The following is a 22,093-nucleotide window of genomic DNA, read 5'->3' as shown; positions in this document are numbered from 1 at the left end:
GCTCGGACAACAGCCGTGCCGCCTGCACCTCGAACAGGCGGCGCCAGCGCGACTCCTCGGTCATCCTGGCCATGTGGACCGCCGCGACCATCGACCCCGGCAGGCCCACATCAGCTCGCGGGTCGGTAGCTCGTTGTTCTTCTCGGCGTGCCAGTACACCAGGTCGGCGGGGCTCGACATCGGCGTGAGCCGCATGACGAGAAGGGCCGCGCCATCTCGCCACGGAGCAGCGAGCCAGCTGGCGCTTCAAGAGCCGCGACGACGATCACGTCCCATCCCGCGCTCGCGGCGTCTCCGCAACCCCGGGCAGCTCCGCCCCCGCGAGCGCTATCGCCAGAACACGCGGCCGGAGGCGGTCAAAATTGGACGCCGATCAGGGGGCAATTTTGGATGCCGATTGACAGGTCATCAGACCGAGTTGTCCGCGCGGCAAGTCGTTTCAAGTTGCCCCATCGGGTGGACATGAATCGAGCTAACATGTCCACTCGTGGACAATTGCTCGCTGAAGCCCGCGTCATGTTCTAAGACGATATCTTTGGACACATCGTCGATCGTGCGTATGAGCTCCTGGGCGTCCCGCCTCTCGTCGCCGCCGAAGACCCATGCCTGGAACCAAAAAGTGGCATTTTGCGCGGGCATCCCCATATTAGGTGGATGGCAAAATGGCAGAAATCGAGCACGCGGCAACCGCATAAGACGAAGGCTGAGCTCCGTGAGATGCTGACCGAGGCAGTCCGGAATACGGCGAGTTCGGGCCCGCGACCGAAGCGCCTGGCGAAACTCGACGGCGTTGCTGATGGGGCGGCGGCTTCCGTCGATTAGGCTTCTGCGTCCTGGCCTGGTTCGTTCAGTCCATACGAGCGAAGTCTTTCGAAATTTCGTGAAGGAGTTAGGATGCGCAAGTTTCCCGAGCCCGTCAACGCCGGGCCGTCTGGTCAACGTATTGCTTACTCGTAGCGCAGCGCTTCGATGGGATCGAGCCGAGCGGCCTTTCGCGCGGGGTAGTAGCCGAAGAATATGCCAACGGCTGCCGAGAACAGGAACCCGCCGGCAATCGCGGCCAGGGATATCGGCGCCGGCCAGCCTGTGAGGATGGAGATGGCGACGGACAACGCCGCGCCGATGACAATTCCCACGATGCCGCCGCTGACGCTGATGAAGATCGCCTCGGCAAGAAATTGTAGCAGGACGTGCAATCTTCGCGCGCCAATCGCCATCCGTAGTCCGATCTCCCGCGTTCGCTCCGTCACCGAGACGAGCAGGATGTTCATGATGCCGATGCCGCCGACCACAAGCGAGATGGACGCTACCGCGGCCAAGAGGAGCGCCATGATGCGGCTGCTTCCCTCCGCGGTCTGCGCAATCTGACTGAGGTTGCGCACGGAAAAATCGTTGATGGTGCCTGGGCGGATGCGGTGACGCCGCGCCAGGATTTCAGTAGCCTGATCGATGGCCGCCTGGATGCCGGCCTGATCCACCGCCTGCACGTAAATCTGATTCACATACCCGGTCATGCGCGGTTGAAGCCCATACGGATTCGGCGGCGTCGGATAAATCCAGTTGATCGCCGTTTGCTGCTGGCTTGGGGCGGCAACGCCGATAATCTTGCGCTCGGCGGTGGTGAACGGAACCATGATCAGATCGTCCTGGTCCTGCCCAAAAGATGTCTGTCCCTTGGTTTCGAGAATTCCGACCACCCGCAACGACACACCCTTGGCCTGCACCGTCGCCCCGATCGGATTCTGAGAGGTGCCGAAGAGTTGCCGGCGCACGGTCTCGCCGAGGACCGCAACCAGCGCCGAGCTTCGCTCGTCCTCCGGCGTGATCGCCCGCCCTGCGGCGATCTGCCAGTTCGTCATCGGAGGATAATTGGCGCTTACGCCCTGAATGCCGGTGGTCCAGTTCTGGTTCGCAAAGCGGATCAGCCCCGGCTGGCGAATGAGGTAGCTCACCGCCCCGGCGGCGGGTGCCTCCTGCCGGATCGCCCGGACGTCGGCAACGGTCAGCGTCGAAGCGCTTCCGGAGCCCCCCCGAGCGCCCCCGCTTGTGGCGGCGCCCGGCAGGATGACCACGAGGTTGGTCCCGAGCCTTGCGATCTCCTTTCGGACCGCCTCGTTCGCTCCCTGGCCGACGGACACCATGACAATCAATGCGGCGACGCCGATGAAGACTCCAAGCATTGTCAGCGCTGAACGCATCTTGTTGCGCCAGATCGCCTCGGCGGCCGCCGTCATCACCATCCAGGCAAAGGGCCATGATGCGACCGACATTGCGACGTAGGCCGACCGTTCCCTGGGCTGGACCAATTTGTCCGCCGTCCCGCTCGCCGGCTGCGGCGCCTTGGCGGGCTTTGTCTTCTTCACATCCGTGATGATCTGGCCGTCGCGCATGGTCAGCACGCGATCGGCAAAGGCCGCGACATCCGGCTCGTGGGTCACCACGATGATGGTGACGCCCTGTTCGCGATTGAGCGAGCTGAGCGTCTGCATGATCTCGTTGGAGTTGCGGGTATCGAGATTGCCGGTCGGCTCATCCGCCAACAGCAGGCTCGGCTGATTGATCAGGGCCCGCGCGATTGCCACCCGCTGCTGCTGCCCGCCCGACAACTGGCCCGGCGTGTTGCGTTCCCGGTCGCGCAGCCCGAGCTTGTCCAGAACCGCGCGGGCCCGCTCGAAGCGCGCGCTCGCATGGCTCTGGCCGGACATCGCGTACAGAAGCGGCAAGGCGACGTTGTCGATGGCGCTGGTGCGCGGCAATAGATTGAAGCTCTGGAATACGAACCCAAGCCGCTCGCTGCGAAGGCCGGCGAGATCCGGCTCCGCAAGCTGCGCGACGTCGATGCCGTCGAACCAGTAATGACCGGCGGTAGGCCGATCGAGGCAACCGAGGATCGACATCAGCGTCGACTTGCCCGATCCGGACGCGCCCATGATGGCGATGAACTCGCCATGTTCGACGATCAGGCTGACGTCCGAAAGCGCGCGAACGTCGATGTCGCCGACATGATATGTCCGCGACACTCCCTCAATCCTGATAACCGGCTCCGCCATGTGCCTTCAATCGTTGTAGCCGATGCGATCAGAGGCGGGGCCGCGGCACGCTGGAACGTGCTTTCGCTGAATTCCGTTGCTCCGCGACGATCACCCGGTCGTCGATCTTCAGGTCGCCCTGCACGATCTCCGTAAACTCGTCGTCGTCGAGCCCGACCATGACCTGAACCGGCACCGGCGATCCGTCCCGCAGCACCCAAACGCGCGCTTGTTTCGTGTCGCCAAGGGCGGTCCCGGTCGGGACATAACGCAACGCCCGGTTCGGAACTCGGAGCACGCCGCTGCGCCGATCGACGATGATCCTTGTCGCCGCCGTCAGGCCCGGCTTGAGCGCCAGATCAGGGTTGTTGACGCTCACGACGACATCGTAAGTGATGACGTTCTGCACGGTTTGCGGGGACTGGCGGACCTGGGTCACCGTTCCCTCGAACAGACGTTTCGGATATGCGTCGACCGTGAACGTCGCCTTGTCGCCATTCTTGATGCCGCCGATGTCGCTCTCGCTGACATTGGCGTCCACCTGCATCCTGGTGAGGTCGGTCGCGATCAGAAACAAGGTGGGAGTCTGGAAACTCGCCGCCACAGTTTGTCCCATGGTGACGGCGCGCGAAACGACCGTGCCATCGACCGGCGAGATGATGTTGGTATAGTCGAGATTGACCTGTGCCGCGGCGAGCACGGCTTCGCGCTGCTGGATGGTGGCCCCGTCAAACGCAATTTGCGCCAGAGCCTGATCGTACACGTTTTTCGCATTGTCGTAGGCGTCCTCCGACACGGCGCTTGTCCTGACGAGCGTGGCGAGGCGTTCCAGGTTGGCCTTGGCATAGGTGAGCGATGCCTTGTCCTTTTCCAGTTGCGCTTTCGCGATGGCGAGACTGGCTTTCGCCTGATCGACGATGCTCTGATAGGGGCGGGGATCAATCTTGGCGCAGCTTTGTCCGCGTTTGACCTGCGTGTTGTAATCGCAACTCAATTCCTGGATCACGCCGGAGACATAGGTCCCGACAATGATCGTCAATTCCGGATTGACCGACCCCGTGGCGTTGATGTCGCGCGCGATGTCGCCGATCGCAACAGATGCTGTCTCATATCGAACTGAAGCGTCGCCGCTGAACGACCACCAGATGCCCAGGGATGCAGCAAGAAGCAGTGCCGCGATCCCAACGAGAACCCAGCGCCTCGTCGCAAATCGTGGCTGTACGGCCGGCTCGCTGACCGGGCGTCCAGTCGATGGACGCGGCACATAGGGCAGAGCTTCCCTGCTTTCGGCCGCAGCACCAGTGCCGAGCTGCGTGTTCATCTCGCTTTGGCTCCGGGCCTGGGATGATGGTCATTGCCACCATAGGCTACGGCTAGGCCGAATTGTTGATTGGGATCAAGCTATACGGCCCGGTGCCGGCCAAGGCTGCGGCGCTCATTGGGGGGCCGGTGGAATACCAGCCAACGTCGTCTGGGCGCGGCCTCAGAGACTTCCCTTCAGGCCGAGAAATGGTGGGTGTTACATAGAAAATGTCCCGCCGCGTCACGGGATCCTTTGGAGGGCGCCGGCCAACGCAGCCGGCACCGGCAGAATCAGATCCGACCCAAAAGTAGCAACACGACGAGGACGATCAGGATGAGGCCGACGACACCAATCCCGCCGTGGCCGTAACCGTAGCCGTAGCCGCCAAAGCGGCCGCTGAAGCCACCAAGCAGGAAGATGACGAGAAGGATGATGAGGATAAGTCCGATCGACATTGCCCGCCTCCTTTTTATGGGTCCCGTGGATATTGGGTCTCCTGGTCGTCCGAGTTGAGTACGCAATCTTCAAGCTTCCGGCACAGGCCGTCGCCGGCAGGGAAAGAGCTATGCTACTTCTTTTCTATTGAAATACCGCGCTCGCCGATGCTGATTTCGACGCCAGCGGTCTTCTGTCGATCCCGGTAGACTTGATAGCCCAATGTCACCGCGACGACGGCGAGTGCGTTGAAGCTTACGAGGCCGTCACTACGTCATTTTGATGCAAATCAACCGACACAAGCGAGACCTAGGCTGCAGTCCAGGCGGCGGGTGTCCAAGAGCAGACGAACGCGACCCCGTTCCCTCTACTAGGCTGCGGGGTCGGGCGGCAGCGGGTTGAAGTAGGCTTATGGCGGCCCGAAGAAGACTCGAGGGCGTAATCATCTAGCCGCGAGATCGGCTTCTATGGTATTCCATCCATGGGCCGCAGATTGCCGTCTGCCGGAAAGCGCAAACAGGAGTTGAGAATGTTCGGGCTGAAACGGCCGACTCGCATTGAACTCCGTGCCAACGACGCGGCTATCGTTGTTCGTGAAAATGGCGAGATGGAAAATGTTCATCCGGCAGGCAAAGGGCGACGAGGAACTTCCGCCCGGCCAGGTCGTTCTGGCCCTTTTCGGAATGACATTTCACGATGAGCGAGTGCGCAGACTGTTGGCGCAAATTGTAAAAGAGAAGCAAAGCCCAACATGACGTCGCCGCAGGTCGTCGTGCGCGCGGCGCCGGATCAGTCGGCTTGGGGTGCGGAGTTCATCAGATGATGGCGGTGAAAAGGCGCGGCGAAGTTAGACCTCACGCGAGGGGCCGGCACCGTCGCGATCCTCGTTGAAGAGCGCTCTCAGCAAACGCCAAAGTTCGCGGTGACCAGCTGTTTGACCGCCCTGCGTCAGATAGTCCGAAATATCCATTGTCGCCGTTTGGTATTCGATCGTGCCCCCAATGCCAGTCTCCAAACGCGCCACCTCTCGCTCGACATACAAGTTCTTGGTGTCTGTATCGAAGACAAGGAAACAGCGATCCTCGCGTGTGATATCGGGGCCTTTTACCTGGCGATACAGTTCCCTTTTTAGGAAGGCCATTGTCCGCTCCCGACGAGGACGATGCGATAGCTATGTGTCTTGGGTCAACAAGGTTCTGCCCCTTGTAGCGGCGTCATAGATTTCGATTTTGAGCATCGGATAAGTCGACTTCAGTTTACGACCTGATGCTTCGGCCGCTTCGGCCGTCTCAAACGCCGACTTGAAGTGCCCGTCGACAATGACCACAAATCCTTCCGACGGCGGCCGGTCGGCACGTGGCACCTTCTGCTCAGACTCCTCAATTGAGCGAACTGACTTCTTCATCGGAGCTCTCATTCTATCGCAGAAGCGTGATGGCGGCTCGCTGAGACCATGAAGCCGATCAAGCTACGAAGTCTCATTCGATCGCGGCACCGGAGGAGGCGAATGACCAAATCCGGAGACCGCGACCGGCTTACCTCGGTCTGGTCTCCGGCTTTCTGCCGCGCAGAACTAAGCGGCCTTGCCAGGTGCGGCGGCCTTGTTCGGTGCGGGGCTTGCGCTCGGTGGAGCACCTGTCTTGATATCGATCGTCTTGGTGGTCTTCACCGCCTTGGCCGGCTTCTTGATTGCGAGATGCAGCACGCCTTTGTCGAAGTGAGCTTCGACGGCTCCCTCTTCCGGCTCGAATGGGAGAGACATCGATCGATAGAATGAGCCGTAGCTGCGCTCCTCGACGTGCCAGTCCTTTTCGTCCTTCGTGCTCTCCGCCTTCTTCTCGCCGGAGATAACCAGCTGGTTGCCGTCCAGGCTGACCTTGATATCTTTGTCGTCCACGCCGGGAAGTTCGGCGGTCACTTCGAAGGCATCCTTGGTTTCCGCCACGCTGACTGCTGGCGCCCCGGCACCGATGCTGGGAGAAGGCAAACCCTGATCGAAAACGCGAAGCGCGTTCTCCATTTCACGCCGCATGGCCCTGAATGGGTCGAATGCAGGCTCCTGGCTGGTAGTCCACAATCTCGGAAGGCTCATCTGGTTTCTCCGCAGGTTGAAGAAAGAAAAAAACAGCCTGCTCCTCGCGGTCATGGCGACCTTGATGTAGCGCAAAACCGCGGGGGTAATTTCGAGGCGGAAAGGCCGGCATGACGATAAGGGAGAACGCGTCAACGGAGTTGACCTAGTCACAGCAACAAGCTTGGGCGCCGCTGCGCGGCGCATGTTTAGCCGTGACATTCCCAAACGCAGATGAGCGCTACCGCGTCTCTTCTATATATCTTGGATTAATCGTGCCCTCAGCATGGCACGTGGCGGCGACGATAGCAGTAGGGACAACCGTATTGGCCTGGTGCGTAGTAGCCGGCGCGAAATGGCCGGGTCCGTAGGCAGCGACTCCAGCTTCGGCGCCGGGGATGCCAGAGCCAGTTGCGGACTCCGGAGGCGCGGTAGTAGCGGCCACGATAGCGTCAGCAGTCGACCTCCGTCACGCCGGACGAGCAGGCCCTTGTTTCAGAAGAACAGCGCCCGGCGAGACTGGAGCAGCCTCTGAAGGGGAGCACGGAGTCCAATAATGTCCACTCATTTTCATGAGTGGACAAGGAGGAACGGAGCCCGCCAATGAGGCGTCCAGCTATAGCGGATTTGTTATATTTCGAGCGGTTGATCTGAATAGATCACAGGCTTGAATCACAACAGACAGGCGGAGACTCCGGTTACTCTCACGGGCACGGATGTCGTAAGCCGTCGTAACCAAGATACGTGCCGGAATACGGGTCATAAGACCTGAAGCGTTGCGCACAATAGTTGACGGCGTCGCCCACATAGGGAGCCGGAGCGACGTAGACCGGCCCGGGACCGTAGCCGTAGTATCCGTAGGGTTGCGTTGCCCCAATGATCGCTCCGCCGATCAGCGCGCCAGCGATGCCTGCACCAATTCCGACACCCGCGCCGCCGTGCCAGCCATGGCGATATCGCACGGTCTCGACCGATGGCGCCACGGCGCTGCGCAGCATCAGCGGGGAGGTTACCGGAGCGGCAATGACGGGGGCAACGAGAAGTGGTGTGGTGGCGATGATGAGTGCAGCCAGCACGGTTTTGGACGACTTGTTCATAGGAGCATCTCCAAGTTCATTTTCGGGGAGCGCAGCTACCCGCATCCGGTGTCTCAAAAACGACAATGATCCGAGAAGGCCTGTATGAATTGATTTAGCGCAACGTCAGCGTGCATTGATTGGACAAATCTGATCTCGTCTCATCGGAGAGCTCGTGAAGCTGCAGCGCTGCGTGATTGAGCGCGGTCAGCGCATCCTCGTCATCATCGAAGGTCGCGACGCCGCCGGCAAGGATGGCACGATCAAGTCGATCGTCGAACATCTAAGCCCGCGTGATACCCGCGTCGTAGCGCTGGGGCCGCCAAGCAATCGGGAACAGTGTTCATGGTACTTCCAGCGTCACGTTTCGCACTTGCCCGCGGCAGGAGAGATCGTGCTGTTCAATCGCAGTTGGTATAACCGGGCTGGAGTTGAGCGCGTCATGGGCTTCTGCACTAAGGAGGAAACCGAGGAATTCCTCGAGACCGTGCCGGCATTCGAGGCAATGATCGAGCGTTCGGGTATCACGCTGCTCAAGTACTATCTTGATATTTCGAAACAGGAGCAGTGGAGGCGGAGCCTTTTGCGGGTTGCGAGACGGCCGGGCCGCATAGCAGGATCGTCGCCAATACTGCAACGAATGACGGCGCCACGACGCGAGACGACAATCGCGTGACAACTCCTTTCCGGGACGGACCAGTCGCCCAGTGCATCTACGTAACGGCAATTAGTTGCCCTATCACGAGTGCGGGAACCTGGCTACTGATGGTGAGAAAGATTCTCAGCGGCCGCTGTCGCCAGCGCCGTGATGGATCAGACGCGAATGAGTTGCTTGGGTTTGGCCCGTCGGGACATTGGCCGAATTCGGATTGTTGGAATCGTGCGTGGAATGTTTCATCAAGGAACAGCTTGAAATGGATCGCCTGCCGGCCGGCGCGTTCGTCAGCCCATGCGGCGCGGCAACACGGTTCGACGTCGAGGGACAGCGGGCCGCGGCCGGTTGGAAGTTCCTATGGAGCGGGCGCGGCGGAAGCTGCTAGAATCGACGCATTCACGAGGACAGAACAATGACAGCCAAACGCGTGGTGTTCACCGGGGGAACAGGCAAGGCGGGCAGGCATGTGCTGCCGCATCTGCAGGACAAGGGCTACGAGCTCCTCAACGTCGACCTCAAGCCGTTCGATCACCCCGGGATCAACACCCTGATCGCCGATCTGACGGACAGCGGCCAGGCCTTCAACGCGCTGACCACGCATCATGGCTTCGGCGGCTTCAACGCCGGCCGGCCGCCACGGGCGCCGGATGCGGTGGTGCATTTCGCCGCGATCCCGCGGGTGCTCATCGAGCCCGACAATGAGACCTTTCGCGTGAACACGATCAGCACCTACAACGTCATCGAGGCCGCGGCCAAACTCGGCGTGCGCAAGATCATCATCGCCTCCAGTGAGACCACCTATGGCGTATGCTTCGCGGAGGGCGACAAGGACTTCAGGAGCTTTCCGCTCGAGGAGGACTACGACACCGACCCGATGGATTCCTACGGGCTGTCCAAGGTCGTGAACGAAAAGACCGCGCGGGCGTTTGCGATGCGCTACGGCATCGACATCTATTGCTTGCGCATCGGCAACGTCATCGAGCCGCATGAATACGACAGGTTTCCCGGCTTTCTCGCCGATCCCCCGTCGCGCAAGCGCAATGCGTGGTCCTATATCGACGCCCGCGACCTCGGCGAGATCGTGCACCTGGCGATCGAGAAGGACGGGCTCGGCTTCCAGGTCTTCAACGCCGTCAACGACACCGTCACCGCAACGATGCCGACGCGCGAGCTGCTGCGGCGTTACTGCCCGGACGTGCCGGTGACCCGCGAGCTCGGCGAACGCGAAGCGCCGCTGTCGAACCGCAAGGCGCGCGAGGTGCTGGGGTTCAAGGAAGCGCATGACTGGCGGAAATATGTAAAGGTGGGATAGCGCGACCACATCCAACGATCAGAATTGTTGCCCAGCTCTCTCAACGACGTCGTGGCCGGGTCAAGCCCGGGCATGACGGGTCACTCAACTGGCGGATGCGCACGGCAGCTCGCTCGTCACGACATCCGCCGCCGGATCGCGAGCATCGCCAGCGACAGCGCGATCGTGCCGACGATGAACACGGCCGCCGCCGAGACGATCGCCGGGCTGATGTTCTCGCGGATGGTGGCGAACATCTGCCGCGCCAGGGTGCGCTGATTGGGGCCGGCGACGAACAGCGTCAGCACCACCTCGTCCAGCGACGTCGCGAAAGCGAACAATGCGCCGGAGATGATGCCGGGCAGCGCGATGGGAAAGGTCACCGAGCGCAGCACCATGGCGGGCGAGGCGCCGAGGCTCGCGGCGGCCCGCTCGAGCTGGATATCGACGCCCTGCAAGGCTGAGGAGACGTTGACCAGCACGAACGGAACGGCGACGACGGTGTGCGCGATGATGACGCCGAGATAGGTGTTGGTGAGCCCGTAGCGCGAAAACATCAGCTGCATGCCGACGCCGAGCACGACCGCCGGCACGACCATCGGCAGCAGGAACACGGTGCGCAAGGTCGAGATCAGCAGCGAGGCGCGCCTGCCGCGCAGGCCGAGCGCGGCGAGCGTGCCGAGCAACGTTGCAAGGGCTGTGGTCCCCGAGCCGATCAGCAGGCTGTTGACGATGGACAGCCGCCAGGATTCGGCGGTGACCAGCTCGCGAAACCAGCGCGTCGAATAGCCGGGAATGGGATAGTTCAGGAATACGCTGTCGGTGAGCGACAACGGCAGCACCGCGATCAACGGCCCGAGCAGGAACACGACGACGGCGATCGCGAACAGCAGCTTGATGAGCGGAAGCCATTTCATGCGCGCTGCTCCTCGGCCGAGGTCAGCCGGATGTAGACGGCATAGAGCAGGATCGTCATCGCCAGCAGGACGAGACCGAGCGCGCCGGCCATGCCCCAGTTCGCCGCCCCCGTGGCGTAGTAGGCGATCACCGAGCTGATCATCTGGTCGTTGGCGCCGCCGATCAAAGCGGGCGTGATGTAGTAGCCCAGCGCGGCCATGAACACGAGCAGCGCGCCGGAGACGACGCCGCGCATCGAAAGCGGCAGCAGCACGTGGACGAAGGCGCGCAGCGGATGCGCGCCGAGCGAGGCCGCCGCCGGCATCAGGTTGCGCGGAATCGCGATCAGCACGCTGAAGATCGGCAGCACCATGAACGGCAGCAGCACATGCGTCATCGCGATGACGACGCCGAGCCGGTTGAACATCAGCGGCACCGGCGCTGAAGTAAGGCCCAATCCCCTGAGCGTGGCATTGATCAGGCCGTTGTCCTGCAGCACGACATACCAGGCCGCGGTGCGCACCAGGAGCGAGGTCCACAGCGGCAGCAGCACCGCGCCGAGCAGGATCTGCCGGCGCCAGCCCTCGACCGAGGCGGCCACCATCGCGAACGGCAGGCCGATGAGGATGCAGGCCAGCGTCACCAGCGCCGAGGTCACGAAGGTCCGGATCATGATCAGGCGGTTGGCCGAGGCGCCCTCCGGCATCGCAGCGATATTGCCGGCGGCGTTGCGCTCGAGGTCGACGGCGGCGAGCAGGTTCTTGTCGGTCCAGGGCGAGGCCACGGCCTCGGCGATGGTCGTCCAATAGGAGGTCTCGCTCCAGCGCGAGTCGATCGCGGCGAGGTCGACCGCGCCGGAGCTGTCGAGCGCGCGGCGGGTCTTGCCGAGCAGGCTGCGGAAGCCGGACTGCGCGCTGTTCAGGCGGCGAACGAGATCGCCGAACTGCTCGTCATTGGCCAGCTTGCGGATGTCGTCGACGAACGCGGCCTGTGCGGTTGCAGGAGGCACGCTTGTGCGGTCCCAGCGCGCCAGCGCCTTGTGGGTGCGGGGCAGGGACTCGGTCGCGACCGGATCCGATACCGCCGACTTCATCATCGTCACCAGCGGCACGACGAAGAACGACAGCATGAACGCCAGAAGCGGCGCGAGCAGCAGGGCCGCCTTCAGGCGCTGGGCGAGGTCTGGTCGCATGATCCCACCACCCAGACATCCGACGCCGCGAATGACAGCGCCACGTCGCGGCCGACCTCCGCCGCCTCGCTCATGCGGTCGCCCTTGATGATCAGCCGCTGCTCGCCGACTGACGCCACGAGCCGTACGTGGTCGCCGAAATAGACGGCATCGAGGATGCGGGCGGTGAGACGGTTCGCCGTCGCCGCAGCATGATCGTTGATCCGGATCGCCTCCGGGCGGATCGAAACCTGCACCTTGCCGCCGTCGCCGCGTACGACGCCAGAATGCGCCGACAAGGACAGCCCGGAGTCCGTGGTCAACCGCACGGCTTCGCCGGCCTGCTCATCGACCTGGCAGGTCAGCAGGTTGGTTTCGCCGATGAACTCCGCCACGAACGGCGTGCGCGGCAGCTCGTAGATCTCGCGCGGCCGGCCGATCTGCTCGATCCTGCCGTGGTTGAACACGGCGATGCGGTCGGACATCGTCAGCGCCTCGTCCTGATCGTGGGTGACGAACACGATGGTGAGGCCGAGCCGGCGGTGCAGGTCGCGGATGTCGAGCTGCATCTGCTCGCGCAGCTTCTTGTCGAGCGCGCCGAGCGGCTCGTCCATCAGCACCACCTGCGGCTCGAACACCAGGGCGCGGGCAAGCGCGACGCGCTGCTGCTGTCCGCCGGACAGCTGCGCCGGCTTGCGCTCGGCCATGGCCGACAGCTTGACCATGTCGAGCACGCGGGCGACGCGCTGCGCGATCTCGGGCTTGGACGTGCCGCGCATCTTGAGCGGAAAGGCGATGTTGTCGCGCACGCTCATATGCGGGAACAGCGCGTAGTTCTGGAACACCACACCCATGTTGCGCTTGTGCGGCGGCAGCCCGTCGACCCTGGCGCCGCCGACCTCGATCGTGCCGCTGGTCGGCTGCTCGAAGCCGGCGAGCATCATCAAGAGCGTGGTCTTGCCGGAGCCGGAGGGCCCGAGCAGGGCGACGAACTCACCGCGCGCGATATCGAGATCGAGATCGTCGACCACGGTCAGCGCAGCGAAGCGCTTGACCACCTGCCGGAACGAGATGAAGGGGGTATCCATGACGGAGGCTTTCGGCGCGGACCTCGCCGGGACTCATGCACGAGGAGGGCTGGCGCGCGTCGCGACGACGATCATCGCGCGCCCGGTTTGCTGAAGCGGCGAGCCTCAGCGCGCCAGCCAGGCGTTGAAGCGCTTCGACAGCTCTTCCGAATTGTCGGTCCAGAAGCCGACGTCGAGCGCGATCGCCTGCTTGAGATTATCGGGGGTCGTCGGCAGCTCGGCGGCGAATTTTTCCGGCACCAGCTTGGCGGCGGCGATGTTCGGCAGGCCGTAGGCGATGTATTCGGGCAGCTTGGCCTGGTTCTCGGCCTGGCTCGCAAACGCGATGAAGTTCATCGCGGCATCCTTGTTCGGCGAGCCCTTCAGCACCACCCAGCTATCGACCGCGTAGATGCTGCCCGGAAACACGAAACCGAAATGCTTGCCCTCGGTGCGGTTGATGGCGCTGATGCGGCCGTTATAGACCGAGGTCATCGCGACCTGGCCGGACGACAAGAGCTGCAGCGGCTGCGCACCGGCCTCCCACCAGACGATGTCGGCCTTCAGCGTGTCGAGCTTCTTGAAGGCGCGGTCGACGCCCTCCTTGGTCTTCAGCATCTTGTAGACGTCGGCCGCCGGCACGCCGTCGGCCATCAGCGCGAATTCGAGCGTGTATTTGGCGCCCTTGCGCAGGCCGCGCTTGCCGGGAAACTTCGCCGTGTCCCAGAAGTCCACCCACGTCTTCGGCGCCTCCTTGATCTTGTCGCCGTCATACGACATGCCCGTCGACCAGACGATGGCGCCGACGCCGCAATCGCTCACGCCGGCCGGGATGAAGCCTTTCTTGTCGCCGATCTTGCTCCAGTCGATCTTCTCATAGATGCCGTCGCTGCAGCCGAGCTCGAGCTCCTCGGCCTCGACCTGCACCGCATCCCAGTTCGGCACCCCGGCCTTCACCTTGGCCTGCAGCACGCCGTAGCCGCCGTCCCAGCTCTCGTCGAGCACGGTGGCGCCGAGCTTGGCGGCGAACGGCTGGAAGTAGATCTTGCGCTGCGCGTCCTGATAGTTGCCGCCCCACGACACCACCGTGAGATCGCGCGCTTGCGCCGCCGCGGCGAGGCTCAGCACGGCTGCCGCAGCCACCAGCACCGTCTTCGAGACGGTGAGGACCGCCCGTGGCGTCGCCCGACCCGTTCCGTTCGACACCTTCACACCCGTGGGGCTGGTCCGCCGTGAAAACATGCTCGATGATCCGTCGCGCTTTGAAAGGTTCAAAAAAGCTATCGGCTGTTCCCAGCCGTGGCAAGCGCGAGTTTTGATCGTGAGATGATGCCATTTTGGCGCTAGGTGCGGCGTCGGCCGCGCTGCGGCAGGGCGTGTTGAGATCGTCCGCTGTCGGCGTCCGGCCTGGTTCGGCCGGGTTCACGCCCGGGGCGTGCTGGGGGCTTGCGGCCCTACAATCCGGCGCCGCAGCCTCGATCGTCCGGGCAGGCAAGCGCCGGTACCGGTTCGCTCTCCGCCGAATTGTCGACGACGAGGCCGAGCGCCGGTCTGCTCGTCGCCCGTGCACGGGTCGGAGCCGGCAGCCGCCGCGCTGCACCGTGTGCGCCGATGCGTTCAAAACCCTTTGCCGTCTTCTTCAGCCTGGCGGCGACGAGATGATTCAAAAAATCCATGTTGCAACTCCTTCGGTCGAATGACCCGGCGGCCTGGTGCGGGACAGGCCGCCGGGTCGGCGCAACGTGCTGGAGTTGGCGTCCTCCATTCCGCTGCGCTGGTCTGTGATCCAGTTCACAGTCGCTGAGAATTGATCGTGCCCCGGATCATCGGGGAAGCGTGATGAGGACGCCGACTGTCACTTGCCTCTACGAAACAAGAGACGATTGCGTTTCTCCGCGTCCGACATCACGCTTGTTCACATGCCGTTTACTCCGCAGGCTGCGCTGCCACCGTGCCGTGGCCGCCGTGCTGGGTCAGCGGCTTCATGCCGGTCAGCGTCCGCAGCAGCACGTAGAACACGGGCGTCAGGAACAGGCCGAACACGGTGACGCCGATCATGCCGGAGAACACCGCGACGCCCATCGCCCGCCGCATCTCCGAGCCTGCACCGGTCGATAGCACCAGCGGCAGCACGCCCATGATGAAGGCCATCGACGTCATCAGGATGGGGCGCAACCGGAGCCGGCTGGCCTCGATCGCGGCGCGCAGCGGCGTGCGCCCGGCGAATTCGAGCTCGCGGGCGAATTCGACGATCAGGATCGCGTTCTTGGCGGAGAGGCCGACGAGCACGATCAGGCCGATCTGGGTGAAGATGTTGTTGTCGCCCTTCGAGAGGTAGACACCGAACATCGCCGCCAGCAGCGCCATCGGCACGATCATCAGGATCGCGAGCGGCAAGGTGAGGCTCTCGTACAGCGCGGCCAGCACCAGGAACACCAGCAGGATCGCGAGCGGAAACACCCACAGGCCCGAATTGCCGGCGATGAACTCCTGATAGGTCAGGTCGGTCCATTCGAAGGCGAAGCCCGGCGGCAGCACCTCGGCCGCGACCCGCTCCGCCGCCGCCTGCGCCTGGCCCGAGGAGAAGCCAGGTGCCGCTGCCGCGTTGATGTCCGACGACAGGAAGCCGTTGTAGCGGATGGCGCGTTCGGGACCTGCGCTCTGTCGCACGTTGAGCAGCGCCGACAGCGGCACCATGTCGCCGGAGGCGGAGCGCACCTTGAGCTGGCGGATATCGTCGGCACGGGCGCGGAACGGCGCGTCGGCCTGCACGCGCACCGAATAGGTGCGGCCGAACTTGTTGAAGTCGTTCACGTAGTACGAGCCGAGGTAGATCTGCAGGGTGTTGAACACCTCGGTCACGGGCACGCCGAGCTGCAGCGCCTTGGTGCGGTCGATGTCGGCGAACAGTTGCGGCACGTTGACCTGGAAGCTCGAGAACACGCCGGCGATCTCCGGCGACTTTTGCAGGCCCGCCATGAACGCCTTGGTGACGTCGTTGAGCGCCTCATAGCCGAGCCCGGCGCGGTCCTCGATCTGCAGCTTGAAGCCGCCGATGGTGCCCAAGCCGTTGACCGGTGGCGGCGGGAACATCGCGATGAAGGCGTCTTGAATGCCCGCATATTTCTTGTTGAGCTCCATCGCCAGCGCGCCGCCGGACAGCGACGGATCCTTGCGCTCGTCGAACGGCTTCAGGGTCGAGAACACGATGCCGGCATTGGAGGAGTTGGTGAAGCCGGAGATCGACAGGCCGGGGAAGGCGACCGAGCTCTCGACACCGGGCTGGGTCAGCGCGGTGTCGCTCATCTTGCGGATGACCTCCTCGGAGCGGTCGAGCGTGGCGCCATCGGGCAGCCGCGCGAAGCCGACCAGATACTGCTTGTCCTGGCCCGGCACGAAGCCGCCCGGCACCTGCTTGAACAGCACGGCGGTGGCGCCGACCAGCAGGACATAGAGGATCATCACCGCGGCCTTGCCGATGATCACCTTCGACACGCTGCCGCTGTAATTGTTGGAGGCGCGGACGAAGGCGCGGTTGAAGCCGCGGAAGAACCAGCCGAGGCTCTTGTCGAGGATGCGGGTGAGGCGGTCCTTCGGCTCGTGATGGCCCTTGAGGAGCAGCGCCGACAGCGCCGGCGACAGGGTCAGCGAGTTGACGGCGGAGATCACGGTCGAGATCGCGATCGTCAGCGCGAACTGCTTGTAGAACTGTCCCGTGAGGCCGGAGATGAAGGCGAGCGGCACGAACACGGCGACCAGCACCAGCGCGATCGCGATGATCGGTCCGGACACCTCGCGCATCGCCTGGTAGGTGGCGTCGCGTGGCGACAGGCCGCTCTCGATGTTGCGCTCGACGTTCTCGACCACGACGATGGCGTCGTCGACGACGATGCCGATGGCGAGCACCAAGCCGAACAGGCTGAGCGCGTTGATCGAGAAGCCGAACAGGTGCATCACCGCGAAGGTGCCGACGATCGAGACGGGCACCGCCAGCAGCGGGATGATCGAGGCGCGCCAGGTCTGCAGGAACAGGATCACCACGATCACGACCAGCACGATGGCCTCGAACAGCGTGTGCACGACGGCCTCGATCGAGGATCGCACGAACTGGGTCGGATCGTAGACGATGTGATACTCGACACCCTCCGGCATCGTCTTCTTGATCTCGGCCATGGTGGCGCGGACGTTGTCTGAGATCTGCAGAGCGTTGGAGCCGGGCGCCTGGAAGATCGGGATCGCCACCGCCTGCTTGTTGTCGAGCAGCGAGCGCAGTCCATATTCCGAGGCGCCGAGCTCGATGCGCGCGACGTCGCGCAGCCGCGTGATCTCGCCATGGGCGCCGGTCTTCACGACGATGTCGGCGAACTGGTCCTCGTTCGACAGCCGGCCCTCGGCATTGACCGAGAGCTGCAGGTCGAGCCCCTTGACGCTGGGCGATGCGCCGACCACGCCGGCCGCGGCTTCGACGTTCTGCGCCTGGATCGCCTTGACGATGTCGGACGCCGACAGGCCGTGCTCGGCCGCCTTCTGCGGATCGACCCAGACCCGCATCGAATAGTCGCCGGCGCCGAACAGCTGCACGTCGCCGACGCCGTCGATGCGCGCCAGCCGGTCCTTGACGTTGAGCACCGCGTAGTTGCGCAGGTACGTCGTATCGTAGCGGCCGTTCGGCGAGATCAGATGCACGACCATGGTGAGGTCGGGCGAGCTCTTCTTGGTGATGACGCCGAGCTGGCGCACGACGTTGGGCAGCCGCGGCTCGGCCTGCTGCACGCGGTTCTGCACCAACTGCGTGGCCTTGTCCGGATCGGTGCCGAGCTTGAAGGTGACCGTGAGCGTCATCGCGCCGTCGGTGGTCGCCTGGCTGCTCATATAGAGCATGTTCTCGACGCCGTTGATCTGCTCCTCGATCGGCGTCGCCACCGTCTCGGCGATCACCTTCGGATTGGCGCCGGGATAGGTCGCGCGCACCACGACGGAGGGCGGCACGACGTCGGGGTATTCGGAGATCGGCATGGAGAACAGCGCGATCAAGCCGCCGAGGAAGATCAGCGTCGACAGCACGCCTGCGAAGATCGGCCGGTCGATGAAGAATTTGGAGAGGTTCATGGGAGGCCCCGTGGTCGGGAGATGTCGGTCGTCGTTATCTGATTTGGTCTAAGGGGCTGGGGCGGTGCCCACCCTCCCCTGGAGGGGGAGGGTCGGCTCACATGAGCGCAGCGATATGTGAGCCGGGGTGGGGTGGCGGCCCCTCCGCGCGTGCGGTGCTCAATTGAGACGAACCCGCGACGCACGGATGCTGAGGAGGTGCGAGCAGGTTTTCAACAACTGAGACCGTCACCCCACCCCGCCGCGCGCTGTGCGCGCGTCGACCCTCCCCCTCCAGGGGAGGGTGGGCATCGCGTGCGTGGTGACGGTTTAGGTCCATCGAAATCAGCGCTGCGCCAGTTGCTTGTTGTCTGACGCCGCCCCATCGCGTGCGCCCATCGCGGCCACCTGCGTCTTCAACAACGCACCCGGCCGCACCCGCTGCAGGCCGTTGACGACGACGCGCTCGCCGGGCTTGAGACCGGCGGAGATGATGCGCAGGCCGTCGACGCTGCCGCCGAGGCTGACCGGGCGATAGACAGCGCGCTCGTCGTCACCGACCACCATCACGAATTTCTTGTCCTGGTCGGTGCCGATGGCGCGCTCGTCGAGCAGCACCAGCGATTGCTGTTGCGGCTGGCCCATGCGCACGCGCGCGAACTGGCCGGGGATTAGCCGGCCGTCCTCGTTCTTGAACACGGCGCGGACGCGGATCGTGCCGCTCTGCCCGTTGACTTGATTGTCGATCAACTGGATGTGGCCGGATGCCGCGATGCCGCCCGAGGTCGTCATCTCGACCGGGATGCGGTCGAGATTGCCGCGCTTGCCCGAGCCATCGGCGATCGCCGACAATGCGCGCAACACCAGCTCTTCGGTGGCATCGAAGCTCGCATAGATCGGATTGACGGACACCAGCGAAGTCAGCACCGGCGAGGCCGAGCCGGCGGCGACGAGGTTGCCGACGGTGACCTCGATCCGGCCGACCCGGCCGTCGACTGGCGCCCGCACCTGTGTGTAGTCGAGGTTGAGTTTGGCCGTCTGCAAGGTCGCCTCGGCGGCCTTGACGTTGGCGATCGCCTCGCGATTGCCGTTGTCGCGCTGGTCGTAATCGCGCTTGGTCACGATCGAATTGCTGACCAGCTGCGCGCCGCGCTCCAGTTCGTTGGCAGCGAAGGCGGCGCGGGCGCGCGCCGCTTCCAGCTGCGCCTGCGCCCGGTCGACCTCGGCTGCGTAGGGCGCCGGGTCGATCTTGAAGAGGACGTCGCCAGCCTTGACCAGCGAGCCCTCGGTGAAATTGGTGCCGAGAATGGCACCGGCCACCCGCGGCCGGATCTCGACCCGCTCGACGGCTTCGAGCCGGCCGGAGAACTCGTCCCACAGGCTCGCCTTTCGCGGCTCGACCACGGCAACCGTAACGGCGACGGCCTGTTCGGGGGCCGCAGCGCGGGCTGCATTCGGCGCGGAACTGAAGTTGAAATATTGGGAGCCGGCATAGGATCCGGCGGCAATCAGCAGGCCAGCGGCGGCGACGGTGCTCAGCCACCGCTTCAGGCGGCCGGAGGAACGAATTTCGGGCGAAGGCATTGGCGCGCTCCAGTTTTGTAGTGCTCGCTACAAATGTGGCGCTGGCAACCCGTTCGCAAGAGACTTATGTAACGGATACTACGAAAATAGTAGCCCGACTTTCGGCGACTGCGCCAGATCAAAGAAATCGCGTTCAATAACAAATAGATAAGAAATCGGACGGGGCGGAGACGGAACAGGAGTTTTGCACATGGGCATCGGACGGCCCCGGACTTTCGATCGCGACACCGCGCTGGACCAGGCGATGGAGGTGTTTTGGCGCCATGGCTATGAGGGCGCCACCATCGCCCAGCTCACCGACGCCATGGGCATCAACCCGCCCAGCCTCTATGCCGCGTTCGGCAGCAAGGAGGCCCTGCTCAGGGCCGCGCTCGACCGCTACACGGCGCGACGGGAGGCCTGGATGGACGAGGTGCTGAGTGCGCCGACCGCCCGCGAGGTCACCGCGCGGATGCTGATGGGCGTCGCCGAGAAACAGACCGATCCGTCCAATCCACCCGGCTGCCTGCTGGTGCAGGGCGGTCTCGCCTGCGGCTCCGGCTCGGCCAATGTGCCGTTCGAGCTCGCGGCCCGCCGTGCGCAGACCGAGGCGCAGCTCCGGCAGCGTTTCGATCGCGCAAAGGGCGAAGGCGATCTGGCTGCCACCGCCGACCCTGCGGCGCTCGCCCGCTATGTCTCGGCCGTCATCACCGGCATGAGCGTGATGGCGTCGTCAGGCGCCGACCGCGAGGCGCTGACGCAGGTCGCGCTGGTCGCGATCAAGGCGATCGAGGATCAGTCGGTCGCGTTTGAGAGGGCGGTCTGACGCCGCTCATGCGCTGGGCGACGGGCGCTCTTCCTTCCTGCCGGCTTGTGCTGATGGACGCGATGCGGTCCCCTGCGCCGCATCCTCGTTCCTCGCGCGAACCAAGAGCCTCCCCTCCATGCGTGTCTTCTCCGCCGCCCTTGCCACCGAGACCAACACCTTCGCGCCGATGCCCACGGGGCTCGCGACCTTCCATGAGCGCGCCTACTTCCCGGCCGGCCAGCATCCGGACAAGATGCAGATGCATGGCGGGCCACTATGGGCTGCTCGCCAGGTCGGGCCGTCCAAGGGCTGGACGCTGATCGAAGGGCTGGTGGCCGCGGCCGTGCCCAACGGGCTGGTCACCCGCGCCGCGTTCGAGACCCTGCGTGACCAGATTCTTGCCGACCTCAAGGCCGCGCTGCCGGTCGACATGGCGTTGATCGGCCTGCACGGCGCGATGATCGCCGACGGCTATGATGATTGCGAGGGTGAGCTGCTCGCGCGCATCCGCGAGATCGTCGGGCCCGATGTGGTCATCGGCGCGACGCTCGACCCCCACGTTCACATGAGCGAGCTGGTGGTCAGAAGCGCCGATCTGCTGATCTGCTGGAAGGAATATCCGCACACCGACATCCTCGAGCGCGCGCAGGATCTGGTGAAGCATTGCACCGAGATCGCCGAGAAGCGGCTGAAGCTGCAGAAGGCCCTGGTCGACACCGACATGATCGTCACCCTGCACACCACGCGCGAGCCGGTGCGCAGCTTCGTCGACCGCATCACCGCGCTCGAAGGCAAGGACGGCATCGTCTCGGTCTCGATCGTGCACGGCTTCGGCTGGGGCGACACGCCTGACATGGGCACCAAGGTGCTGGTCTATAGCGATGCCGCCGTCGATCCGGATGGTGTCAGGGCGAAGGCGCTGGCACGCCGCCTTGCGGACGAACTGATCGGCATGCGCGAGGCGGTGACCGAGCGTATGCCCGCCGTCGATGCCGCGCTTGACCAGGCATTGGCGACAGACGGCACCATCGTGCTCGGCGATGCCAGCGACAATCCCGGCGGCGGTGCGCCCGGCGATTCCACGTTCATCCTGCGCCGGCTGCTCGACCGCAACATCGGCAATGCCTGCCTCGGTCCACTCTGGGATCCGATCGCGGTGCGCATCGCCTTCGATGCCGGCGTTGGCGCCAAGCTGCCGCTGCGGATCGGCGGCAAGATCGGTCCGCTGTCGGGTGATCCGGTCGATGCGACCTGGGAGATCAAGGCGCTGAAGGAGAACATGGTGATGACGGGCCTTGCCGGCACGCCCGCCAAGCTCGGCGATTGCGCGTTGATCGGGAGCAATGGCGTCGAGGTCGTGATCACGACGTTCCGCTGCCAGGCGTTCGGCACCGACTTCTTCACGCAGCTCGGCTGCGATCCTGCCACGCGCAAGCTCGTCGTGGTGAAATCCGCCCAGCATTTCCGCGCGGCATTTGCGCCGATCGCGGCCGACATCATCATGGTCGATGCGCCCGGCGTGGTCGCGCGCGACGTGACGACGTTGCCCTACAAGAAGATCAAGCGTCCGAAATGGCCGCTCGATGAGTTGCCGCAATCATTGCGCGCATGATGTCCCAGAATGCGACGAGCATCGCAC

General features: G+C 64.0%; 17 protein-coding genes and 1 pseudogene. 4 read left to right on the top strand and 14 right to left on the bottom strand.

What is annotated here, in order from left to right:
* Positions 1-947 precede the first annotated feature (947 nt).
* The 7 genes from QX132_RS07380 to QX132_RS07350 form a co-directional block, all read right to left on the bottom strand.
* Positions 948-3,050 carry an ABC transporter permease gene (locus QX132_RS07380; protein ID WP_315779135.1) on the bottom strand — a complete coding sequence of 701 codons (2,103 nt, stop codon included), beginning with the start codon at positions 3,048-3,050 and terminating at the stop codon, positions 948-950.
* Between the two features lie 28 nt (positions 3,051-3,078).
* Positions 3,079-4,350, bottom strand: coding sequence for an efflux RND transporter periplasmic adaptor subunit (locus tag QX132_RS07375; protein ID WP_315771215.1), 1,272 nt, complete (start codon positions 4,348-4,350; stop codon positions 3,079-3,081).
* Positions 4,351-4,622: 272 nt separating this feature from the next.
* On the bottom strand, positions 4,623-4,787 hold the full coding sequence (locus QX132_RS07370) for a DUF3309 family protein (RefSeq protein WP_315736491.1): 165 nt from the start codon (positions 4,785-4,787) through the stop codon (positions 4,623-4,625).
* Between the two features lie 827 nt (positions 4,788-5,614).
* Positions 5,615-5,908, bottom strand: coding sequence for a hypothetical protein (locus tag QX132_RS07365; RefSeq protein ID WP_315736492.1), 294 nt, complete (start codon positions 5,906-5,908; stop codon positions 5,615-5,617).
* A 30-nt stretch (positions 5,909-5,938) separates the two neighbouring features.
* Positions 5,939-6,172, bottom strand: a complete 234-nt coding sequence (locus QX132_RS07360) for a hypothetical protein (protein ID WP_315771217.1) — start codon at positions 6,170-6,172, stop codon at positions 5,939-5,941.
* 168 nt (positions 6,173-6,340) lie between these two features.
* Positions 6,341-6,859 (bottom strand): Hsp20/alpha crystallin family protein, encoded by a 519-nt coding sequence (locus QX132_RS07355; protein WP_315795972.1) that lies wholly within the window; start codon positions 6,857-6,859, stop codon positions 6,341-6,343.
* A 683-nt stretch (positions 6,860-7,542) separates the two neighbouring features.
* Positions 7,543-7,935 carry a BA14K family protein gene (locus QX132_RS07350; protein ID WP_315771219.1) on the bottom strand — a complete coding sequence of 131 codons (393 nt, stop codon included), beginning with the start codon at positions 7,933-7,935 and terminating at the stop codon, positions 7,543-7,545.
* Between the two features lie 142 nt (positions 7,936-8,077).
* Here QX132_RS07350 and QX132_RS07345 point away from each other — a divergent pair.
* Both QX132_RS07345 and QX132_RS07340 read left to right on the top strand, forming a co-directional pair.
* Positions 8,078-8,491 (top strand): annotated as a pseudogene (locus QX132_RS07345) (polyphosphate kinase 2); the annotation flags it as partial.
* A 490-nt stretch (positions 8,492-8,981) separates the two neighbouring features.
* Positions 8,982-9,881 carry an NAD(P)-dependent oxidoreductase gene (locus tag QX132_RS07340; protein WP_316160593.1) on the top strand — a complete coding sequence of 300 codons (900 nt, stop codon included), beginning with the start codon at positions 8,982-8,984 and terminating at the stop codon, positions 9,879-9,881.
* 116 nt (positions 9,882-9,997) lie between these two features.
* On the opposite strand, the gene QX132_RS07335 is transcribed toward QX132_RS07340, so the two are convergent.
* From QX132_RS07335 to QX132_RS07305, 7 genes are all read right to left on the bottom strand, one after another.
* Complete coding sequence (locus QX132_RS07335; protein ID WP_315736497.1) at positions 9,998-10,777, bottom strand: ABC transporter permease; 780 nt, start codon at positions 10,775-10,777, stop codon at positions 9,998-10,000.
* Positions 10,774-11,886 (bottom strand): ABC transporter permease, encoded by a 1,113-nt coding sequence (locus tag QX132_RS07330; protein WP_316160782.1) that lies wholly within the window; start codon positions 11,884-11,886, stop codon positions 10,774-10,776. The genes QX132_RS07335 and QX132_RS07330 overlap by 4 nt, the downstream gene beginning before the upstream one ends.
* A gap of 35 nt (positions 11,887-11,921) precedes the next feature.
* Positions 11,922-13,016, bottom strand: a complete 1,095-nt coding sequence (locus QX132_RS07325) for an ABC transporter ATP-binding protein (RefSeq protein ID WP_316160591.1) — start codon at positions 13,014-13,016, stop codon at positions 11,922-11,924.
* A gap of 105 nt (positions 13,017-13,121) precedes the next feature.
* The gene (locus QX132_RS07320) at positions 13,122-14,237 is read right to left on the bottom strand and encodes an ABC transporter substrate-binding protein (protein WP_316160590.1); all 1,116 of its coding nucleotides are present in this window, start codon (positions 14,235-14,237) and stop codon (positions 13,122-13,124) included.
* Positions 14,238-14,449: 212 nt separating this feature from the next.
* Positions 14,450-14,671 (bottom strand): hypothetical protein, encoded by a 222-nt coding sequence (locus tag QX132_RS07315; protein WP_316160588.1) that lies wholly within the window; start codon positions 14,669-14,671, stop codon positions 14,450-14,452.
* Between the two features lie 250 nt (positions 14,672-14,921).
* Positions 14,922-18,104, bottom strand: coding sequence for a multidrug efflux RND transporter permease subunit (locus QX132_RS07310; RefSeq protein ID WP_316160587.1), 3,183 nt, complete (start codon positions 18,102-18,104; stop codon positions 14,922-14,924).
* A gap of 324 nt (positions 18,105-18,428) precedes the next feature.
* Positions 18,429-19,667 carry an efflux RND transporter periplasmic adaptor subunit gene (locus tag QX132_RS07305; protein WP_316160586.1) on the bottom strand — a complete coding sequence of 413 codons (1,239 nt, stop codon included), beginning with the start codon at positions 19,665-19,667 and terminating at the stop codon, positions 18,429-18,431.
* A gap of 190 nt (positions 19,668-19,857) precedes the next feature.
* Between QX132_RS07305 and QX132_RS07300 the strand changes: the two genes are divergently transcribed.
* Positions 19,858-20,472 carry a TetR/AcrR family transcriptional regulator gene (locus QX132_RS07300; RefSeq protein ID WP_315736503.1) on the top strand — a complete coding sequence of 205 codons (615 nt, stop codon included), beginning with the start codon at positions 19,858-19,860 and terminating at the stop codon, positions 20,470-20,472.
* Between the two features lie 118 nt (positions 20,473-20,590).
* Complete coding sequence (locus QX132_RS07295; protein WP_316160584.1) at positions 20,591-22,066, top strand: M81 family metallopeptidase; 1,476 nt, start codon at positions 20,591-20,593, stop codon at positions 22,064-22,066.
* The last annotated feature ends 27 nt before the right edge of the window (positions 22,067-22,093 follow it).

Source organism: Bradyrhizobium sp. SZCCHNRI20481, from assembly GCF_032485055.1.
Taxonomy (GTDB): domain Bacteria; phylum Pseudomonadota; class Alphaproteobacteria; order Rhizobiales; family Xanthobacteraceae; genus Bradyrhizobium.
The sequence above is the reverse complement of the archived record's forward strand: the minus strand, read 5'-3'. Positions and strand labels throughout refer to the sequence as shown.